General features: G+C 63.5%; 20 protein-coding genes. 5 read left to right on the top strand and 15 right to left on the bottom strand.

The window, feature by feature from the left end:
* Positions 1-5: 5 nt before the first annotated feature.
* The 3 genes from AC0L4C_RS09915 to AC0L4C_RS09905 form a co-directional block, all read right to left on the bottom strand.
* Positions 6-923, bottom strand: coding sequence for a carbohydrate ABC transporter permease (locus AC0L4C_RS09915; protein WP_473399374.1), 918 nt, complete (start codon positions 921-923; stop codon positions 6-8).
* Between the two features lie 75 nt (positions 924-998).
* Positions 999-2,264: an ABC transporter substrate-binding protein gene (locus AC0L4C_RS09910; protein ID WP_473399373.1), complete on the bottom strand. Its 1,266-nt coding sequence runs from the start codon at positions 2,262-2,264 to the stop codon at positions 999-1,001.
* Between the two features lie 42 nt (positions 2,265-2,306).
* Entirely contained in the window at positions 2,307-3,416 is a 1,110-nt protein-coding gene (locus tag AC0L4C_RS09905) for an ABC transporter ATP-binding protein (RefSeq protein ID WP_473399371.1), read from the bottom strand.
* Between the two features lie 225 nt (positions 3,417-3,641).
* Here AC0L4C_RS09905 and AC0L4C_RS09900 point away from each other — a divergent pair, with 225 nt between their 5' ends.
* Positions 3,642-4,292 (top strand): GntR family transcriptional regulator, encoded by a 651-nt coding sequence (locus AC0L4C_RS09900; protein WP_473399370.1) that lies wholly within the window; start codon positions 3,642-3,644, stop codon positions 4,290-4,292.
* A 30-nt stretch (positions 4,293-4,322) separates the two neighbouring features.
* Here the strand turns inward: AC0L4C_RS09900 and AC0L4C_RS09895 are convergent, their stop codons facing one another.
* From AC0L4C_RS09895 to AC0L4C_RS09855, 9 genes are all read right to left on the bottom strand, one after another.
* Positions 4,323-5,144 carry a carbohydrate ABC transporter permease gene (locus AC0L4C_RS09895; protein WP_473399369.1) on the bottom strand — a complete coding sequence of 274 codons (822 nt, stop codon included), beginning with the start codon at positions 5,142-5,144 and terminating at the stop codon, positions 4,323-4,325.
* A complete protein-coding gene (locus AC0L4C_RS09890; protein ID WP_473399368.1) occupies positions 5,144-6,016 on the bottom strand; it encodes a carbohydrate ABC transporter permease in 873 nt (290 codons plus the stop codon). Before AC0L4C_RS09890 ends, AC0L4C_RS09895 begins: the two co-directional genes overlap by 1 nt.
* Before the next feature lie 65 nt (positions 6,017-6,081).
* Entirely contained in the window at positions 6,082-7,413 is a 1,332-nt protein-coding gene (locus tag AC0L4C_RS09885) for an extracellular solute-binding protein (protein WP_473399367.1), read from the bottom strand.
* 70 nt (positions 7,414-7,483) lie between these two features.
* Positions 7,484-9,010 (bottom strand): putative N-acetylmannosamine-6-phosphate 2-epimerase, encoded by a 1,527-nt coding sequence (locus AC0L4C_RS09880; protein ID WP_473399366.1) that lies wholly within the window; start codon positions 9,008-9,010, stop codon positions 7,484-7,486.
* Positions 9,011-9,078: 68 nt separating this feature from the next.
* Positions 9,079-9,828 carry a GntR family transcriptional regulator gene (locus AC0L4C_RS09875; protein ID WP_473403493.1) on the bottom strand — a complete coding sequence of 250 codons (750 nt, stop codon included), beginning with the start codon at positions 9,826-9,828 and terminating at the stop codon, positions 9,079-9,081.
* Between the two features lie 220 nt (positions 9,829-10,048).
* Positions 10,049-11,293: an ABC transporter substrate-binding protein gene (locus AC0L4C_RS09870; protein WP_473399365.1), complete on the bottom strand. Its 1,245-nt coding sequence runs from the start codon at positions 11,291-11,293 to the stop codon at positions 10,049-10,051.
* A gap of 112 nt (positions 11,294-11,405) precedes the next feature.
* Complete coding sequence (locus AC0L4C_RS09865; protein ID WP_473399364.1) at positions 11,406-12,503, bottom strand: ABC transporter ATP-binding protein; 1,098 nt, start codon at positions 12,501-12,503, stop codon at positions 11,406-11,408.
* 2 nt (positions 12,504-12,505) lie between these two features.
* Complete coding sequence (locus AC0L4C_RS09860; protein ID WP_473399362.1) at positions 12,506-13,438, bottom strand: carbohydrate ABC transporter permease; 933 nt, start codon at positions 13,436-13,438, stop codon at positions 12,506-12,508.
* Complete coding sequence (locus tag AC0L4C_RS09855; RefSeq protein WP_473399361.1) at positions 13,435-14,331, bottom strand: carbohydrate ABC transporter permease; 897 nt, start codon at positions 14,329-14,331, stop codon at positions 13,435-13,437. The genes AC0L4C_RS09860 and AC0L4C_RS09855 overlap by 4 nt, the downstream gene beginning before the upstream one ends.
* A 215-nt stretch (positions 14,332-14,546) precedes the next feature.
* Here AC0L4C_RS09855 and AC0L4C_RS09850 point away from each other — a divergent pair, with 215 nt between their 5' ends.
* From AC0L4C_RS09850 to AC0L4C_RS09835, 4 genes are all read left to right on the top strand, one after another.
* Positions 14,547-14,993 (top strand): VOC family protein, encoded by a 447-nt coding sequence (locus AC0L4C_RS09850; protein ID WP_473399360.1) that lies wholly within the window; start codon positions 14,547-14,549, stop codon positions 14,991-14,993.
* 88 nt (positions 14,994-15,081) lie between these two features.
* Positions 15,082-16,086 (top strand): LacI family DNA-binding transcriptional regulator, encoded by a 1,005-nt coding sequence (locus AC0L4C_RS09845; protein WP_473399359.1) that lies wholly within the window; start codon positions 15,082-15,084, stop codon positions 16,084-16,086.
* Between the two features lie 26 nt (positions 16,087-16,112).
* Positions 16,113-16,583 carry a VOC family protein gene (locus AC0L4C_RS09840; protein WP_473399358.1) on the top strand — a complete coding sequence of 157 codons (471 nt, stop codon included), beginning with the start codon at positions 16,113-16,115 and terminating at the stop codon, positions 16,581-16,583.
* A 22-nt stretch (positions 16,584-16,605) separates the two neighbouring features.
* Positions 16,606-17,580 (top strand): aldo/keto reductase, encoded by a 975-nt coding sequence (locus AC0L4C_RS09835; RefSeq protein WP_473399357.1) that lies wholly within the window; start codon positions 16,606-16,608, stop codon positions 17,578-17,580.
* 21 nt (positions 17,581-17,601) lie between these two features.
* Here the strand turns inward: AC0L4C_RS09835 and AC0L4C_RS09830 are convergent, their stop codons facing one another.
* Genes AC0L4C_RS09830 through AC0L4C_RS09820 form a run of 3 tightly spaced genes read right to left on the bottom strand, consistent with a single transcriptional unit; the run spans position 17,602 to position 20,740 of the window.
* A complete protein-coding gene (locus AC0L4C_RS09830; protein WP_473399356.1) occupies positions 17,602-18,609 on the bottom strand; it encodes an Ldh family oxidoreductase in 1,008 nt (335 codons plus the stop codon).
* The gene (locus tag AC0L4C_RS09825) at positions 18,606-19,640 is read right to left on the bottom strand and encodes a trans-3-hydroxy-L-proline dehydratase (RefSeq protein WP_473399355.1); all 1,035 of its coding nucleotides are present in this window, start codon (positions 19,638-19,640) and stop codon (positions 18,606-18,608) included. Before AC0L4C_RS09825 ends, AC0L4C_RS09830 begins: the two co-directional genes overlap by 4 nt.
* Positions 19,637-20,740 carry a cis-3-hydroxy-L-proline dehydratase gene (locus AC0L4C_RS09820; RefSeq protein ID WP_473399354.1) on the bottom strand — a complete coding sequence of 368 codons (1,104 nt, stop codon included), beginning with the start codon at positions 20,738-20,740 and terminating at the stop codon, positions 19,637-19,639. Before AC0L4C_RS09820 ends, AC0L4C_RS09825 begins: the two co-directional genes overlap by 4 nt.
* Position 20,741 lies beyond the last annotated feature (1 nt).

Below are 20,741 nucleotides of genomic sequence, written 5' to 3'. Positions count from 1 at the left end.
TGTCCTCAGTCGAGCTTGTAGAATTTGGTGGCAAAGACAATCACCAGGGCGATGATCACCGACGTACCCACCAGCAAGGTGCTGAGCGCGGCCGAGGCGCCGAAATCGCCCATGCGGAATGCGTACTGGAAGGCCATCTGGTTGAGCGACCAGTCGTTCTGCGCAAACTGCGGCCCCGCCAGCGCCATCAGCTGCGGTTCGACGAAGAGCTGCAGTCCGGCCGCAAGGCTGAGGATTCCCATCAGCACCAGCGAGCGCCAGATCATCGGCAGCTTGATGCGCAGGGCGAGCTGCAAGCGGTTGGCGCCATCGATCCGTGCGGCCTCCATCACCTCGCCCGGGAGCGAGGACAGGGCGCCGCCGAAGACGACGATCCAGCCGCCGGACTGCGAGAAGAAGGCCATGATGGCAAAGACAGCAGCGAGGCCCACGCCGGCGATGACGTCGGCACGCGTGCCCCAGCCAACCGTGTGAAGGACGGACTGGAACGGACTGACCGAGGGGTCGAGGACAAACAGCCAGAGCACGACAATGGCCGACGAGGTGACGGCGCCGGGCAGGAAGTAGACGGTGCGCAGGACATTGGCGGCGCGCCGGCCGATGCTGTCGAGCATCAGCGATATGGTCGCGACGCCGACAACGGTCAGCGACACCCAGATGGCGACGAACGAGATGACATTGACGACGCTGGCCGGAACACGGAAGTCGTTGAAGACGAACTCGTAGTTGGTCAGCCCCCAGAAGGTCATCTCGATGGTGTCGAAAAAGCTGAGGCCGAAGGCATAGGCGATGGGGAAGATGCCGAACATGGCGAGCAGCAGCAGATAGGGCAGCAGCAGCAGATAGGACATGCGCGTGTCGCGACGCGCCTTGCGACCGGCGCGGCGCGCGCGGTCGGCCGACATGGTCGCTGAACTGCTCATGGGTTGTGCTGCGGTCATCGAAATTGCCCCGGAAAGGTCAGACGCGGCGACACCGGCCGCCGCGCCCGATGGTCGCTACTCGACCTGGTAGCCGTTGAGCTTGGCGAGGTTGGTCAGTTCTTCCTGCAGGGCCGGCAGGGCACCTTCGACCGTCCCGCCGCTCGCCAGCGGCTGCACGACAACCTTGGCAATCGCAGCGGCGACGTCGAGACGCAGGCTGGTATAGCCGGGGTGGCTGTAGGCGGCCGACTCGGCTTCGACAGCAAAGACGTTGGGATCGGCGTAGTAGGCGTCATCCTTGAGGCGGGCGCCCCAGGCTTCGGCCGACGGACGGTGCGCCGGCAGCGTCACGGCGTTGGTCTGGTTGGCGACGTCTGACGACATCCACTCGATCACATCCACGACCTGATCGGGGTGGGCGGTGTCTTTCCATCCACCAAAGGTGCCGCCACCCCAGCTCCAGGTCAGCGGCTGCTCCTGATCGGCCCACCTCAGCGGCAGCGCCGCAGCGAGCTTGCCGGCGGGCCATTCGTAGGTCGGCTTGATGACATATTCGCCGAACCAGGTCGGCCCGATCATCAGGGGGACCTTGCCGGCCTTGGCCAGCGCGACGAAATCGGGCTCGAACGGCCCGACCTTGGTCAGGCTGCCATTTGCCAGCATGGCGTCGACCATGCGCGCGGGCTTGAGGCAGCTTTCCGTCGTCAGGTCGATCTTGATGGTATCGAGCTTGCCTTCGACCGGCATGGCGATCTGGCAGCCGTCCGACACCAGATAGCTCAGCAGCGGGAAGGTTTCGACGCCGGTGCCCAGCGCATAGCCCCGCGGACCCAGCTCGGCGCCCAGCGCCTCGAACTCTTCCCAGGTGGTCGGGACGGCCTTGCCGAGCTCTTCCATCATGGGCTTGTCGTACCAGACGATCATGTGGGCGAGATCGTTGCGCATGCAGAGGAGCTTGCCGTTGACGTGGCAGGGCGAATTGCCGTTCGGGTAGAACTCGTCCTGCAGCGCCTGCGGGACCTTGTCGGTCAGGTCGAGAAGGTAGTTGGACCGGCGGGTCGACAGCTGCGCGGCGTAGTCGATGCTCGACATGAAGATGACGTCAGGAATCTCGCTCTTGGCCTGCATGGCGAGTTGCAGCTTGGCAATCAGATCCGCAGGCGCCACTGTGGTGACATTGAGCGAGACGCCATCATGGGTCTGGTCGTAGAGCTCGAACATCGACAGGCGGGGCGTGTCGGACCAGACGTTCAGGGTCACCGCATCCTGCGCGGCGGCCGGCGCGACGAGGGTCGCCAGAACGAGTCCCGAGGCCACGATGGCCCTGGTCATAGTTTGCATGAGAATTCCTCCCTGAATTCAACCGGCCTGGCCGGAGTACTGTTAGGCCACGGGTGTCAGAACGGCCCCCGAGGCGTCGAAGATGTGGACTGAGCGTGGGTGCAGCGCGATGGCGACATCCTCGCCGGCATTGATGGCGACGTCGCCCATGACCTGGACGGTAAGGACGTCCGGCGTGCCGCCATCGAGATAGGCGTAGGTGATGTTGCCCAGTCGCTCGACGGCCTCCACCCTGGCGGGCAGCACGGCGGCGCCGTTGGCAACAGCGCCCGGGGACACGAGCTCCAGCGACTCGGGACGGACGCCGACCGTGACCCCTGCCCCGACCTCGACCTGAGGCACCGCGACGGTCAACTCGACGCTGTTGCCGACGTCGAGGCGGACGGTCGAAACGGTGGTCGTGCCCGCCGTCACCTTGCCCGGGATGAGGTTCATTTTCGGCGAGCCGATGAACCCGGCAACGAAGAGATTGCTGGGTCTTGCGTAGAGTTCGAGCGGCGGGCCGACCTGCTGGATAACGCCATTGTCGAGCGCCACGATGCGGTCCGCGAGCGTCATCGCCTCGACCTGATCGTGGGTCACATAGATCATGGTGGTGCCGAGCTCGCGGTGCAGCCGCTCGATCTCGAGGCGCATCTGCACGCGCAGCGCCGCATCCAGGTTGGACAGGGGCTCGTCGAAGAGAAACACCTTGGGATTGCGGACAATGGCGCGACCGATGGCGACGCGCTGCCGCTGTCCGCCAGACAGCTGTGCCGGCGAGCGGTCAAGCAGCGGCTCGAGCCGCAGGATCCGCACGGCTTCCTTGACCCGCTTGTCGATCTCGGCCCTGGACACATGCGCCAGCCGCAGGTTGAAGGCGATGTTGTCGTAGACATTCATGTGCGGGTAGAGCGCGTAGGACTGGAACACCATGGCGATGCCGCGCTCGGAGGGCTCGTCGAAGGTGACGTCCTTGCCGTCGATGAGAATGTCGCCGGCCGAGACTGTCTCCAGCCCGGCCACCATGCGCAATAGCGTGGACTTTCCTGATCCGGATGCCCCTACGAAGACGACGAACTCCCCTGGCTCGATCGTCAGATCCACACCCTGGATAACGTCAACGGCGCCAAACGACTTGGCAACGTTCCGCAATTCTACCGAAGCCGTCATGCGTAATCCGCTTCGCCCCTTGCCATGCCGGCACCCCAAAGATATCACAAACATGCATTGTTGATATCTCACGTCAATGATTAGATATCCACAGATCGAAGTTTTCCGCTATCAGACGAAGGTCAAAGGCGCGGCACACCGTGATCGACATGAGGGTCAGGCAGGACAACTGATCAACCAAACGGGACTGCCGGTCAGTTGAGGCGAGGAAGCAGAAGGCGAACAATGAGTGACAGCGCCCAGACCACCGACGGCTACACACGGTTCCGGGAGGCCATGCAGGATGGCCGCCTGCAGCCGGGCATGATCGTCACCCAGCATGAGCTGTGCGCACTGCTCGGCCTGTCACTCTCGCCGCTGCGCGAGACGCTGGTGCTGCTGGAAGAGTTCGGTCTGGTGGAAATCCGGCCGCGCATGGGTATCCGGATCGTCTACCCGGAAGTCGCCTTCATCCGGGAGAACTACCAGTTCCGCATCATGATCGAGGTCTATGCCCTGCGCAGCTTTGGCGGCAACGTCACCGAGGACTGGCTGGCCAACATGCGAGCGAGCCATGAAGACTGCCGGACGCAATTGACGAACGACATTCTTGAGCGCGCGCAGGAAAGGTTTGTCCGCCTCGACGGCAGACTGCACCGCGAGATCGTCGAAGCTCTCGACAACAAGGCGGTGCTGGCCACCCACCAGCGGCTGCAGGCGAACATCCAGATGGCGCAACTGGTGCACCGTCGGCCGGGCTTCCGTGGTGCACTGCTGCAGACGATCGACGAACACCTGGCGATCATCGACGCGCTGGAAGCTCGGGATGTGGATGCTGCTGTGGCGGCGCTGGAAGCACATTTCCGCGGCGCGACGCATCGGACATTTGCAGGCTGATACCAGCAACCCCGGCGCCGTCGCCCGTGCCTATCCCTTGATGGCGCCAGCCGTCATCGAGCCGGAAATCTGCCGGTACATCACGAGGCCAAGCAGCATCGGCGGCAAGGCGCCGAGGATCATGACGGCGGAGGCGACGCCCCACTGCACGCCACCGCCGCTGGCGGCGAAAAAGAACGAGGCGCCGACGGTCATCGGCACGGCCTTGCTGGTGGTCAGCATGAGGCCGAACAGGAACTCGTTCCAGGCCGTGATGAAACCGAAGATGAATGCCGTGATCAGTGCCGGCCGCACGATCGGGCGGATGATGCCGAACATGACGTGCATGACACCGGCGCCATCCATCTTGGCCGCCTCGTCGATCTCGATGGGGACGTCCGATATGGCATTGACGAGAATGATCAGCGCCAGCGGCAGGTTGACCACGGTGAAGATCAGACCGAGGCCGAGTTGCGTATCGAGCAGACCCAGCCACTGGAACATCATGTAAAGCGGAATGGCAAAGATGATCAGCGGCACGGCGCGCAGGTTGACGATAGCCGGCAGCAGCAGCTTGCGGCCGAAGCCGCCGCGCGCCATGGCGTAGGCTGCCGGGAAGGCCAGGACGATGGCCAGCCCCGATCCGATCAGCGAGGCGGTCAGACTGTTCCAGAAATAGCCGAAGATGTTGAGCCGGTCGCTCACCTGGAGCACGTTCAGATAATTGTCGAAGGTCGGCTGGTTGATCCAGAAGCCGGGATTGACCGACAGTTCCTTGGCCGACTTGAACGAGGTGATGACCGTGACGATGACCGGGAAATTCATCGCCAGGGCGGCGATACCGAAAACGATCCAGCGCAGGGCGTTGAGCATCAGAGCGAACCCTTCTTCCGGCTGGCCAGCCAATTGATGGCGTAGAGCACGGCGAACGAAGCAACAAACAGGATCACCGACGCCGCCACCGCCTTGCCGATGGCACCCTGCTTGAAGAAGGCCTGGTAGATGTAGATGGAGAGCGATGTGGTCGAGCCGCCTGCTCCGCTGCCGGTCAGCGTGTAGACATTGTCGAAGACCCGGAACCCGTCGATGAACCGCACGAAGAAGGCCACCACAATGGTGGGACGCATCAGCGGCAGGTCGATGGTGGTCAGGATCTGCAGCGAGGACGCGCCATCGATGGAGGCGGCCTCGCGCACGTCACCGGGGATGGCCTGATAGGCCATGTAGAACAGCAGGAAGGCAAAAGGCGTCCACTGCAGGGTCTCGACCACGGTCAGCGTCCAGAAAGCGTTCTCGACATTGAGGAAGGCCGGGCTGTCGCCAAACCAGGCGTAGAGATAGTGCGGCACCGGGCCGACGAATTCATGCAGGACCAGCCGATACATCAGCCCCACCATGGCCGGCGCCACCATCAGCGGCAGCATGAGCGGGGCCATCAGCGCCGAGCGCTTTTCGATGAGCGGCGAGAGAAAGATTGCGAGGCCCAGTCCGAGCAGGCACTCGAGCACAGCCGTCAGGACGCCGAACCGCAGCGAAAACCAGTTGGCGCGCCAGAAGTCGCCGTCACCGAGAACGTCGACATAATTGCCCAGGCCGGACAGAGAGGGACTGCGCAGCGTCTGGAAGGTGACGGTCGACACCGAGTAGACGAGATTGACCAGCGCAGGAAAGGCGAGGAACAGCAGCAGGAAGCCGACCAGTGGCGTGGTGAGGAGTTTCCATTCCGGACGGCGTTCGAGTTCCATGATTTTCCTTTGGGAGCTGGGTTGCGGCGTGAACGGCCCGAGCCGCCCACGCCGCAGAGGATGGCTTATTTCAGCAGCTCTTCCATGCCGGCCGTGGTGTTGGCCAGAGCCTCGTCGAGGGTCTGCTGGCCAGCCCAGTAGCCGGTGAACTCCTTGGCCTGGAGTTCGTAGATCGACAGCGCATTTGCCGATGTGCCGCCATTCATGACGTAGCCATAGGCGCCGGCAAATTCGCCGAGCTTGACCAGGTCAGGACGCTGGTCGGCAATCTTGGCGACGAGCTCTGGAGCCAGGGCAGGCGAACCACCCGATGTCGCATATTGCAGGGCGGCTTCCTCGGTCGCGAGCCACTGCAGGAACTTGACGGCGCCTTCCTTGTTCTTGGCCATCTTGTTGAGCCCGAGGCCGAGACCGTGGATGTGGTCGGCCCGCCCGTCCGGGCCGGCTGGCGGCGCGACGATGCCGACACTGTCGGCGATCGCCGGCGACTTCTCGGCGTCGGTCAGTTCACCGGCAGCGGCGTTCCACTGCAGAGCCGTTGCCGCCTGACCCGCGCCGAATGCCGCGTTGGTCTCGGCATACTCATAGCTCAGCGAATCCTTGGGCGAGGCCCCGGCATCATAGAGCGTCTTGTAGAGTTCGAGACCGGTCCGGTAGGCCTCGGAATCGACGGTGATGTTGCCCGATGCATCCATCCAGTCGGCGCCATAGGCGCGCGGCAGGGACTGGAAGATCATCATGTTGAACAGCAGGTTCTTGAGCTGCAGCACAGTGCCGTAGCGGACCGGGCTGTCCGGATTGACGTCCTTGCTGAAGTAGAGCGCGGTGGCGGCCCAGTCCTCCCAGGTCCAGCTGTCCGGATCCTTGGGCTCGAGGGCCTTGCCGAGATACTTCTGGCTGATCTCGGCGAACTTGGCCTTGGCCGCATCGTCTGCCAGCAGCGCGTCGATCAGGTCCTTGCGGTAGTACATGAAGTGCAGCGAGAGATCGGTCGGCACGCCATACTGCTTGCCCTCGTACCGCATGGTCTTGAGCACGGATTCGCCATAGGTGGTGACGGCCTCCGCCCCCAGATCGACCGGCTCCATGTACGGGGCGTAGCGGCCGATCGCGTAGGTGGCGAGGAGGTTGATGTCGAACGCGTCCGACCCTGCCGCCATGTCGGCCTGCAGCTTGTCGTAGAAGCCTTCGCGATTGAAGAACAGCAGTTCGACCTTGTCGTCGGCGCTCACCGAGTCCTTGGCGTTGTAGGTTTCGACAACCGCGCGCAGCGCTGTCTCTTCCGACCCGCCGGGCCACCCCAGAACTGTTACCGCGGCTTCAGCCGATGTCGAGAATGCGAGCCCGGCGGCAAACAGTGCCGCAATGGACGCCTTGGTCTTGATTGAGTTGAGCATGGGTTCCCTTCCTTGTTGCAGAGTTGGTTCGCCAGCCTTGCCGTTGCGGTGTTACGCAAAAGACGAGGACTTAGCGCTTCGTCGATCCCAGGTCGGCCACACCGATCACCCCGGCATGGCTTCCCAGTTGTGCCGCAACCAGGTTCGGCCGAAGCCGGGATCTGGACTGCGGAAGTGCTGCGCTGACGCGTTCGAGATAACCGGGCGCCAGTCCGATCCCGCCACCGATGACGATGCGCCGGGGATCGAACATGAATTGAATGTCGTGGCAGAGCACCGCCACCTGGCTTGCCGAGCGCTGCAGGATGTCGTCGGCCCAGCTCTCGCCGGCATGGGCAGCGGCAAACACCGCCGGCGCCGCGACGTCGTGGCCAGCGCGCCGGGCCTCGGCCGCGATCCAGCGGCCGGAGACGTGATCCTCGATCGGCGCCACGCCGCCAGAAGGACCGCGGATCAGACCGAAGTGCCCCGCAAGACCCAGCATCGGGCGCCCGTTGACGACAACGCCGCCGCCAATGCCGGTGGAGATGGTGAGAAAGACAACGTCCTCGCCCTGCCCCGCGCCGTAGCGGTACTCGCCCCATGCAGCCGACTGCGCGTCATTGGCGGCGAAGACGGGCACATCGAAGGCAGCACTCAGCTTGTCGACCAGCGGATAGTTTTCGGGAATGCCCAGCGTCGCCGGGTTGAGGGCGGACCAGCTGCCGTCATCGACGAAGCCGGTGACGGCGATGGCCAGCCGGTCGAACTGGCCGCGCCACGACCGGGTTTCCTCGACCAGCCCGGCGATCCAGCGGTCGGGACCTTCCGATCGGGCCGTGGACATCACGGCTTCGCGCTGCACCGTGCCCGCGCTCACGATGGTGGCAAGGATCTTGGTGCCGCCGATATCGATCGCCAGCACCCGATCGGCACGCGCATGCAGGTCGCGATTGGCATCATCGACGGCTGCCTTGAACCACGACGTGATGTGTTCGGTGCGCGTGATGGCCGAGCCGACCACAACGGCATAGGCTCCCGACCTGACGGCGTCGGCTGCCTGGTCGACGGTGCGGATACGTCCCTCCGCAATGACGTATGGCGTGAGTTTGCGCATGGCCGCGATCAACGCCAGATCCGGCTCTGTCGGCTCGGGACCGCCGACATAGCCTGACAGCGTCGTGCCGACGAAATCGACACCGGCGGCGAGCGCGGCGCGCGCATCGTCCACAGACGAGCAGTCGGCCATGGTCAGCTTGCCTTTGGCCTTCACGGCCTCGATCAGGTCGGCGACACTGGCGGGGCGCGGCCGTGACGTCGCGTCAAAGGCGACGATATCGGCGCCGGCATCGGCGAGCGCTTCGGCGTCGGCAATCCAGGGCGTGATGCGAACAGCGGTGTCGGTGAGGTCACGCTTGATGATGCCGACGATGGGCGCCGTGGTGGCGGCCCGGACGGCCCGCACATAGTCGATGCTCTCGACGCGAAGTGCCGTGGCGCCCGACTCGAGCGCCGCCAGGGCAAAGCCGACAACCATCTCGGCATTGTCCATCGGCCCGCCGGGTACCGGCTGACAGGACACGATCAGGCTTTTCTCGAGAACTGCACGCAGCAACATCAACCCCCTGCTTGAGTGGGGTCACGGTAGCAAGTGCATACCAGATTACAACCAGTTTATGACTGGTATTATCGTCGCAATTCCAGAACGAAGTCGTAGACGTCACCCTGATAGCGTGACTCCGTGAGTTCGACGATCTGCCCGTCTGCGAGAAAGCAGCGGCGTTCCATCACTAGAAGCGGCGAGCCGATCTCGCAGTGGAGATGTTCGGCATCGGTCGGCGATGCCAGGCGGGAACGCATCCGCTGCACCGCCCGCTGCGGCATGGCCCCGCGCAACGCGAGGGCTTCGTACAGCGAATCCTTCACTAGGTCCGTGGACGGGAGGTAGCGCGTTGGCACTGTTGAAGTTTCCAGGGCCAGCGGCATGCCGTCCGCGGTACGGATACGCCGCATGCGCACCACCTGCGTTTCAGCCGAAATCCCGAGCGCCATCATCTCGGCCGGAGACGGCCGGCTGATCTGCTTGGAAAGCCATATGGTTCCCGGAGAGAGGCCGCGCGCCGACATGTCCTCGGAAAAGCTCGTCAGCGTCGACAGTGACTTCTCGACGCGCGAACCGACCTCGGTGCGGGCGCCGTGACGCCGATGCAGAAGCCCCTCGCCAACCAGAAATTCGATGGCCTTGCGCACCGTTACCCGTGACAGGGACAGCCCCTCGGCAATGACGCGCTCGCCGGGCAAGCTGGCACCAGGCTTCAAAAAGCCTGACTTTACCGCATTTTCAATGGCCGAACGCAGCCGTCGATGCAGCGGGGTCGCCGTGTCGATGGCAGCCAGTTCCGCGGCCAGATGCCTCAGCAACACCTCCTCTTCCATCTCGCCTCCCGTGGCATTGAGTCCAGATGCGGTTTTCTTCGCACTTTTTTTCACTGGATTCAAACTGGTATCATTCCAGAAATCGACTTCCGTCGCGCTGCAGGGTGTCTGGATAGGGATTTGGACGTCGGTCGGCACAAGAAAAGATGGGGCACCGCGGCTGCGGCACCCCATCATTTTGTCGTTCGAGCCGGGCTTATGTGCCCGGACATTTGACGCGTCAGCCGAAGATGGCGTCGTGCTCGTCCTGGAGCGCCGAGATGACATCATCGACGGTCTGCGACTTGTCCGACCAGAAGTTGAACATCGTGTTCCAGATACCGTTGTTCCAGTCCGCGTCGATGACGTTGAACGGGTTCAGCACCTGGGCACCAGGCTTGTTGAGGGCGTCCATGGCCACCTGATTGCAGGCGTCGCGGTACTCGGTCGGCGCGTCGGCACGCGGCGAGGTCGAGCCCTTCTGCTGGTTGGCCTTGGCCGAAACCACCGGGTCGACGAAGGCAGCGACGAGGTCGAGTTCGGCCTTGTCGATTTCTTCGCTCTGGCCGCCGAGGATGCCCATGGCGTCGGAGGTCACGGGGACCGCCTTGGCGCCGGGGATCACTTCGCAGCCGAAGTCGACGCCGGGGACCTTGCCGGCCGCCAGCCACTCACCCTTCATCCAGTCGCCCATGATGTGGAACAGCGCCTTGCCGGTGACCACGGTATTGGTGGTCTCGTTCCAGGGACGGTTCTCGCTCTCGGGCGTTGCCTGCTCGGAGAAGATACGGAGCACTTCGATGGTCTTCTTGAACTCGGGCGTTTCAAAGACCGTGGGATCGGGCGTTTCCGAATACATGCGGTTGTAGATTTCCGGTCCGCCGATGGCAGCCAGCATGGCGTGGAACAGGTAGCCGACCTGGAACGCCTGGCTGCCCACGGCAGCAGCGACAAAGCCGGCTTCCTTGACCTTGTCGAAGTCGGCGATCATCTCGTCGACATTCTGCCAGGACGACGGATCGACACCGGCCTTCTCGGCGACTTCCTTGTTCCAGTAGACCATGCCGTCGATGTGCATGAAGAGCGGGATCTTGACCATCTTGCCATCGACCGTCGACAGATCGCGAATGATCGGGAAGAAGTTCTCGGTAGCGCCGATCTCGTTGTAGTAGTCGGTCAGGTCGCGCTCGAGGCCGAGGCCGGCGAGGTCGCGGAAGATGCCCGGGTCGGAGTTGACGAAGGCATTGGGCGGCTCGCCGCCGGTCACCATGTTGACGATCGAGACGTTGACGCCCGAATTGTGCGGGATCGCCAGATCCTTCCAGGTGTGACCCTTAGATTCGAGGGAATCGCGCAAGACGTTGAGCGCTCCCACTTCGGACGGCGTGGACCAGCCGTGATAGACGATGAGTTCAACGGCATTGGCAACGGGCACAGAGCCCATCAGGAATGCGGCGGTGAGGCCCGCCAGTAGTGTGCGCTTCATGGTCTTCTCCCTCTTGCGCCGGGCTGGCGCGGTTGTTTTTGCCCATTCACTTCGCCTTGTCTGGTGCAAGGCTCCAGCCGGTTGTGCCGGCTGAGATATGCTGCCCGCGCCGCTAGAGACGCGTCCCGCTCGCCTCGTCGAAGACGTGCAGCTTGGATTGCGGAAAGGCCACGGCGAGTTCTTCACCCTGCCGGAATTTCGTGATGCGCTCGGGATCCATGCGGATCGACACGAGGCTGTCGCCGAACTTGAGGTAACCGGTCGCCTCGGCTCCGGTGCGTTCGGAATATTGCAGCGGCAGCCGGAAGGTGGCGGCAGAGTCGGCCACCGCTTCGTCCGGCGCACTGAAATGCTCGGGTCGCATGCCGACAACCACGGACTGCCCATCCTTGGGCGGCGTCGTGAACGGATAGCGGTCGAGGGCCACCTTGACCCCGTCGAGTTCGGCACTGACCCCACCGGCGCCGGCCGAAATGCGGCCTGCTCTGAGGTTCATGGCGGGCGAGCCGATGAAGCCGGCAACGAACAGGTTCTGCGGCCGGGTGTAGATCTCGTCGGGCGTGTCGAACTGCTGGATGACGCCGCCATTCATCACCGCGATCCGCGTCGCCATGGTCATGGCTTCGATCTGGTCGTGGGTGACGTAGACAATGGTGGACTTGAGCTCGTCGTGCAGCTTCTTGATCTCGAGCCGCATCTCGGTCCGCAGCTTGGCGTCGAGGTTGGAGAGCGGTTCGTCGAACAGGAACACGTCGACATTCTTGACCAGCGCGCGGCCGATGGCGACGCGCTGGCGCTGGCCGCCGGAGAGCTGGGCGGGCTTGCGGTCGAGCATCGACTCGATCTGCAGCAGCTTTGCTGCCCAGTTGACGCGCTTGTCGATCTCGGCCTTGTCGAGCTTTTGCGCCGAGAGGCCGAACTTCAGGTTCCCGGCCACGGTCTTGGTCGGATAGAGCGCATAGGACTGGAAGACCATGGCGAGGCCGCGGTCCTTGGGATCGAGATCAGTGACGTCCCTATCCCCAATCGTGATGCGCCCGGCGGTGATGTCGAGCAGACCGGCCAGCAGATTGAGCAGCGTGGTCTTGCCGCACCCTGACGGGCCGAGGAGAACAACGAACTCGCCGTCCTCGATGGTCAGGTCGAGGTTCTTGAGAACCGGCAGCCGGCCGTAGGTCTTGATGATGTCTTCGAATTGAACGCGAGGCATGGCTATCCCTTGATCGCACCGGCTGTGATGCCCTGGACGAAGAATTTGCCCAGGACGAAATAGATGAAGAGCGGGGGAATGGCGGTGAGCAGGGCTGCCGCCATGTTTTCGTTGTAACGGACCTCGCCGGTGGTGGTGATCACCACATTGGCCAGCACCACGCTCATCGGCTGCGTGCCAAGGCCACCGAAGGTGAGGCCGATGAGGAAGTCATTCCACACCGAGGTGATCTGCAGGATCAGCACGACAATCAGGATGTTGGCCGACATCGGCAGGATGATCTCGATGAAGATCTTCCAGAACGAGCCCGAGTCCATCATCGCCGCAGACATGATCTCCTGCGGAATGCCCTTGTAGTAGTTCCGGAAGATCAGCGTCAGGATCGGCATCGAGAGCACCGCGTGGACGATGGCGATGCCCCACACGCTGCCGTAGACCTTGAGCCCCGAACTCAGGATGATCAACGGGATCATGATGATCTGGAACGGCACGAAGGCGCAGATGAAGAGGACGAAGAGAAAGGTCCCCGCCCATTTGACGTTCCACAGCGCCAGCGCGTAGCCGGTGATCGAGGAGAGCACCAGCGAGAAGATCAGGCTGGGGAACAGGATATAGACCGAGTTCCAGAAGCCGACCTTGAGACCATCGCAGTTGATGCCCGAGCAGGCATGGTCCCATGCGCTCCACCAGGCATCCAGGGTGAACGGGCTCGGCAGGCTGAAGATCTCGCCCTGCCGGATCTGCTCCATGGTTTTGAACGACGTCGTGATGATGACGTAGAGCGGCACGAAAAAGAACAGCGCGCAGATCGACAGGAAGACGAGGATGGCGATCGAGCGCCCGGAAATCCCCTTCTTGCGACGTGGAAACCGCGGCGCGCGCTCGACGGCGACTTCACCGACAGTGGTGGCGGCGCGTTCGACGACAGTGGTCATGATGCGACCCCCTTCCGGCTGCGCTCGCGGAGCGCGGTCAGCAGCACCAGCGGCAGGAAGATCGCGGCGGTGATCAGCAGCATCACCACAGCGGCGGCCGAAGCGTAGCCGAGGTTGGACTTGGCCCAATAGGCGTTGATGGTGAAATAGGCCGGCACCCAGGTCGACTGTCCGGGCCCGCCATTGGTCATGGCCACGACCACGTCATAGGCCTTGACGACGCCCAGAGACAGCAGGATCGCACAGGTGAGGAAGGTGAACTTCATCATCGGGATGATGATCTCGATATAAAGCCGCCAGACGCTGACGCCATCGAGCCGCGCGGCGCTCCAGATCTCGGTGTTGATGGACTTGAGCCCGGACAGCATCAGCGCCATGTAGAAGCCCGCCCCCTGCCAGATATAGGCGAGGATGATGCCGTACATGGCGGTCTCGGGCTTGGACAGCCAGTCGAACTTGATGAAGCCCAGCCCGACGGAATCGAAGAAGGTCTGCATGCCCAGCGTGGGATTGAACATCCAGCGCCAGGCAACGCCGGTGACGATCAACGACACGGCCAGCGGGTAGAGGAAGACGGTGCGGAAAAAGCCTTCGCCACGCCGTTCGCGCTCGATCAATGCGGCCAGGATGAAACCGAAGACGATCGCCAGCGTCGAGCCGATCCCGAGGATGACCAGATTCTGCAGCGAGATCAGCCAGCCCTTGTCCTTGGCGAGCCGCTCGTACTGCCGGGCCCACTCGGTCCAGTCGATCTCGTACTCGGCAAAGCGCCGCGAGCGCGTCAGGCTCATATAGATGGTCCAGCCGATCGCCCCGATGAAGGCGACAAGCGTGATGAGCACTGCGGGCGTCAAAGCCAGTTGAGGCGACCAGCGGCTCCAGCGGACGCGCATTTCCCCCTCCTCTTCCTCAGGACCGCCGCCTTTATCTAGGGGTCGGTCATGTATTAGCGTTAATCTGACAGGTGTGCCTGCGATGGTCAATCCGAAATATCATCCGCCGAAAAGCACATGAAAGTTGACAGTTTTGGACGAGCGCCTAAGATCGGGCGCGTATTAACGTTCACACAAATGTGTGTCAAACACGGTGAACAGGGGGAGAAGGAATCATGCAGGGCATCTCGGGTATTGCGCATGTCGCTATCAAGGTGACGGATCTCGACCGGACGCTTGAGTTCTACACTGGCAAGCTGGGCTTTGCCGAAATGATGCGACTGAACCATGATGACGGCAGCGTCTGGCTCGTCTACCTGCGCATCACCGACGACCAGTATCTGGAAGTGTTTACCGGCGCCGAGAATGACCGCGCCCCTGGCTGGAATGCCAATGGCATGAACCACATGTGCCTCGCAGTCGACGACGTCGAACGACTGGTGGGCGAGCTCGAGGCGGTGGGCATCCCGCTGTTGCTGCCGCTCAAGCGCGCGCTGGACGGAAACCTGCAGGCCTGGATCGAGGATCCCGATGGCAACCGCATCGAACTGATGCAGATGGACCCCGACTCTCTGCAGCTCAAGGCGATTGCGCGACTGCGCCAAGACCGGCAACCGGCATGATGCCGGGCACCCGCTTGCGCCCTTGCGGCCCCTGTCATAGCTAGGCGTCCCCCTTGGGTCGCAGCCAGCACATGAACGGATCCCGATAATGCGCTCAGTCACCACCCGCCTCAAGGACATCGCGGCCAAGACCGGTTTCTCGGCCAACACGGTGTCCCTGGCGCTGCGCGACAGTCCTCGCATTCCGGTGGAAACCCGCGACACCATTCGCCGGGTCGCCGATGAGCTCAACTACCAGCCCAACCACGTCGCCCGCTCGCTGGTCAGCCGCGAGACCAAGACCATCGGCCTCATCCTGACCGACATCATGAACCCGACGCTGACGCGCACGGCCCAGCAGGTGGAACTGGCACTCGCCGAGCGCGGTTACGGCACGCTATTCGCCACGTCAAACCACAAGGTCAGCGAAGAAAAGCGACTGATCGAGATGTTCCGGTCGCGGCGGGTCGATGGCATGCTGGTCTATCCGGCAGTCCACCACGACCTGAAGCATCTGGCAGACGTCCGGCGGCACTTTCCGGTGGTCCTGCTGATCGCTGGCGCCGGGGCGGGGCTCGATGTGGTCAGCGTCGATGACCGCAGCGGCACCCAGCGCGCCATCCGCCATCTGATCGGGCTCGGTCACAAACGCATCGGCTTTCTCGATCCATTCAATGCGAACGGCAACAACGAGAAATTTGAAGGCTATCAACAGGCGCTGGCCGAGGCCGGACTGCCATTCGACCCCGATCTCGTGGTGTCAACGGACGGTCACTACGCTACCGGCGGCTTTTACGCCCTCGACAGCCTGATGAGCGTGGGCAATGCGCCCACTGCCGTCTTCACCCATAACGATTCACTGGCCTTTGGCGCGCTGCGCTGGTGCCGCAAGAACGGCCGGCGCATTCCCCAGGACGTCGCGATCATGGGCTTTGACAATATCGAACTGACCGAATTCGCCGAACCGCCGCTATCGACCATGAACTACGCCGTCGACGTGGTGTCCCGGATGGCGGTCGACCGTCTCGTGCGTCTGATTGCGGCTGGCGATGATGCGCCCGAACCGCGCGTGACGCTGATCGACCCCGAACTCGTGGTGCGGGAAAGCACCTAGTCACCAAACCGTCCAGGGAGGACAACATGCCGGCATTCAAAAGCCTGGGACACGTCGCACTGCGCGTGAACAACCTCGAGTCATCGCTCGAATTCTACCGCAAGCTCGGCTTTCCGGAGTTCCTCCGGCTGACGCAGGAAGACGGCCGCCCGTGGATCGCCTATGTGAAGGTGACAGATGAACTCTATATCGAGCTGTTTCCGGGCGGCGACGGCGGCAAGGCCGTTGGTCCGGAGCACACCGGCGTCCACCATCTCTGCCTCACCACCGATGACATCGAGGCAACTGCGGCGCATCTGAAATCCGTGGGCCTCGAAGCGTCGGCTCCACTGGTCGCGGACAAGCGGGGCGTCGATGGCAACCGCGGCATGTGGGTCACCGACCCCGATGGCAACCGCATCGAGATCATGGAAATGGCTCCCGACTGTGCCCAGTTCGAAGCCATTCGCGCCTTGCAGGCCGGCGAGCCGCCGCATGTACGTGTCCGCCCCATCTGACAACTGACCTCAGGACGATCACGTGACACAAATCGACTCCTCGGTACGTACGCTCACCATCGGCAAAAGCCCGCTCATCCAGGCACCGCTCGGCTTCGGCGGCTCATGGTTCGTTCCCTACGCCTCGCCGGGAGAGGAGGACGCCAACCTGCTCGCCGCCATGCAGGCGGCCTTTGATGGCGGCATCCGTCATTTCGATACGGGGGCCGGCTACGGCAAGGGACATTCCGAGGAGCTCTACGGCCAGTTCATTGGACAGCGGCGCAACGAGGTCTTCATTGCCTCCAAGTCCGACCCGGCCGAGAGCACTGCCGCAGCCATGTATGCCGAAGTCGAGGGCAGCCTGCGCCGGCTCGGCGTGGACAAGATCGACCTCTACTACATCCACTGGCCGCGGACCGGGCGCGACATGCGGCCGGTCATGGAGGGCCTTGAGCGGGCGCGGTCCGAGGGCAAGCTCGGGGCTGTCGGGGTCAGCAATTTCTCCGTCGAGGAGATGGCACAGGTGGCCGAGGTCGGCACCATCGACGCGCACCAGATGGGCTATAACCTGCTCTGGCGCTTCGCCGAGGCCGACGTCATCCCCTATTGCGTCGAGAACGGCATCAAGGTCATCACCTACTCGACCATGGCGCACGGCATCCTCACCGGAAAATTCGGCAGGGATCCCGGCCTGCGCGAAGGCGACCAGCGCCATAACATCCTGCCCTTCCGCAGCGATATCTGGCCGCACGTCTACGAGGGCGTCGAAAAGCTCAAAGCCATCGCCGAAAAAGCCGAACGGCCGCTCTCCCATCTGGCCATCCGCTGGACCATGCAGCAACCGGGGGTCGATCTGGTGCTGATCGGCGGTCGCAATACGGCGCAGGTGGCCGAGGTGACCTCCGCCATGTCAGGCAGCATTCCGGACCCGGTCTTCGCGCAGATGACGGCAGTGAGCGACGAGATCGTCAAGCACATCCCGCATCTCCACAACCTCTTCGGTCGCGTCGGCTAAGGCAGACGGCACGCGGCCAGCCTAGCCGTGTGCCAGTTGCCGCAGTTCGGCCAGATCCTCGTCAGAGAGCGCAATACCATGCACCTCGGCCTCGCGGCGGTTGGCGTAGCGGCGGTCGCCGGGGAGCCGCGACTGCCCGGCGTCGTGGATTTCATCGATCAGCACTTCCAGCCGCGCGGAGAATGAGTTCACCGCGCCGCGCGCCGGATCGATGAGAATATAGGTCTGACCCCCATGCGGCGTTGCCGCACCGGGATAGGCGCTCCAGTCGATCTCGAACGAATAGTCGCTGCCCGCCAGTGCCGCCCCCATGATCTCCATCATCATGGCGATGGACGAACCCTTGTGACCGCCGAAGGGCAGCAGCGCGCCGCCGTCGAGCACGGCTTTGGGATCGGTCGTCGGCCTGCCGTCGCGGTCAACGCCGGTGCCTGGCGGCAGCGCCCTGCCCTCGCGCGCCGCGATCTGCACATCGCCATTGGCCATGGCGCTCGATGCCTGGTCGAAGACCAGTGGATCAGCGCCGTCGCGCGGCGCCGCAAAGCCCATCGGGTTGGTGCCATAGACCTTGCGATGACCGCCATGCGGCACCACGCTGGCCATCGAGTTCACTGTGGCGAGCACGATGAACCCCTCGCGCGCAAACGGTTCGATGTCGGGCCACACGGCGCTGAAGTGATGCGCCTTGCGCACGCTCAACATGGCGATGCCATTGGCGCGCGCCTTGGCTACGAGCGGCTCATGCGCCGCAGCCAGGGCCGGCAACGAGAAGCCGTTGCGGCCGTCGGCCCGCAGCATGCCCGGCGCCACATCCTCGATGACCGGCACGGCCGTGCCATCGACCCAGCCGGAGTCGAGCGAGCCAAGATTGCCCTTGATGCGAAAGATGCCGTGACTATGCGCCCCATCGCGTTCGGCGCCGGCCATGTTCTCGGCGAGCAATTGCGCGACGTGATCGGAACAGCGATGCCGGACAAAGATCGCCGTCAGCAGCGCAACGAGCTCGCCATAGCTGATCCGCTGCGTCATGGGTTGATCCGTGGCCAGGTGTCGGAGAGGCGATAGCCGTCGGGCCAGGGATCGGCAGGATCGAGCATCTCGGTCCGCGTGCCGGTAATCCACGCCCGGCCGGTGATGGTCGGAATGATCGCCGGGCGTCCGGCGATCTCTGTGTCCGCCTGAATGGCACCGAGGAATTCCGAGCCGATGATCGACCGCGCCAGGTAGCGGTCGCCGACCTGCATCTGCCCCTTGGCCCGCATCACCGCCATGCGCGCCGAAGCGCCCGTACCAGTCGGCGAGCGATCGATCTTGCCAGGCTGGATGGCGACGGCATTGGCAGCAGTCAGGATGCCGTCGCGCAGCTCCACCGGGGCAGCGATCTGGCAGAACGAGAAATGCGTCCAGTCCGGATTGGTGGGATGGGTAAAGCCCAGCTGCTCGTTGGCGGCCCGGGTGATACGGATACCGGTCTCGGCCAGCTCCCGCGCTTCGTCCGGCGCGATCGAAAAGCCGAGGGCACGCGCATCGACGATCACGAAGCTGTCGCCACCATAGGCGGTGTCGACGGTCACCGTGCCGATCCCTTCGACTTCCAGGGTGGCGTCGAGCTTGTCGGCAAAGGATGGAACATTGGTGACCGTGATGCGCTCGGCCTTGCCGTCGCGGCATTGCGCGACGACCTCGACCAGCCCGCCTGGCGCCTCGAGCAGCAGCCGTGTCTCGGGTTCGGTCATCGGCACGATGCCGGCATCGAGCAGCACGGTCGCCACGCAGATCGAGTTCGAGCCCGACATGGGCGGCGTGTCCTCGGGCTCCATGATGATGAAACCCATCCGGGCCCGCGGGTCCTTGGGCGGCACCAGCAGATTGACGTGGCGAAACACGCCGCCGCGCGGCTCATTGAGCACGAAATTGCGAAGGCTCTGGTCGCGCGCAATAAAGCGCGACTGCTCCCAGAGCGTTTCGCCCGGCGGCGGCGCGACACCGCCGACGATGACGTCGCCGACCTCGCCCTCGGCGTGGCAGCCGATGATGTTGATCGAGCGCGAACTTCTCACGTCACCACCAGTACCGGCTCGCCGAGCACATCCATCTTCGGGATGATGCCAAGTCCGGGTGCATCGCTGGCGGTCATCGTGCCGTTGACGCGCTTGGGTGCGCCGTCGGCAATGTCGACCGTGCCATAGGAATTGAAGTCCGTCGCCGTGAAGCAGAACCGCTCCGGCGTCGACCGTGCCAGATGGGCGATGGTGGCAGTGACGATATCGCCGCCCCAGGTGTCCTCGATGGTCATCGGGATGCCGTGCGCAACGCAGAGATCGCGCATCAACCTCGCCTTGGTCAGGCCACCCACTTTCGAGATCTTGAGGTTGATGACGTCGAAGGCATCCTCGGCAAGACCGGTGACGAGGTCACCGACGCTGCCGATGTTCTCGTCGAGCACGAATGGCAGGCTGGTGCGGCGGCGGATCGAGACGCTCTCCTCATACGTCATGCAGGGCTGCTCGATATAGACATCGAGGTCGCGCACGGCATTGACGACGCGGGCGGCGTCCGCCTTGCTCCAGCCGGTATTGGCGTCGGCCACGAGGATATCGGTGGGCTGCAGGATGGCACGGCAGGCCTTGATGCGGGCAATGTCGTCCGTGGCGTCACCGCCGACCTTGAGCTGGAATTTGGTATAGCCCTCGGCGCGATAGCCCGCGATCTTCTCGGCCATCACCGACGCGTCTTCCTGGCTGATGGCGCGATAGAGCTTGACGCTCTCCTGCTCGGCGCCACCGAGCAGCTTGTAGACCGGCAGTCCGGCGACCTTGCCGAGGATATCCCAGCAGGCAATGTCGATGGGTGCCTTGACGTAAAGATGACCCCGCAGCACGGCGTCCATGGTGCGATTGAGCGGTCCGAGATCGGTCGGATCGAGGCCGATCAGCTTCGGACCGATCTCGGCAATCCCGGCGCGCACGCCCTTGGCGTAGGATGGAAGATAGGCCGAGCCGAGCGGGCAGCATTCGGCGTAGCCGGTAATGCCTTCATCGGTTTCGACGGCCACGACGGTGGAGTCGAAGACCTCCATGAAGTTGCCGCCGGACCAGTTGTATCGGCCCTCGCGCAGCGGCAGGTCGACCTGCCAGGCCTTGATCGCGGTGATCTTCATA

This window comes from Devosia sp. J20-27 (genome assembly GCF_055808595.1).
Note: the sequence above shows the minus strand (reverse complement) of the source record. Positions and strands in the feature narration are given on the sequence as shown.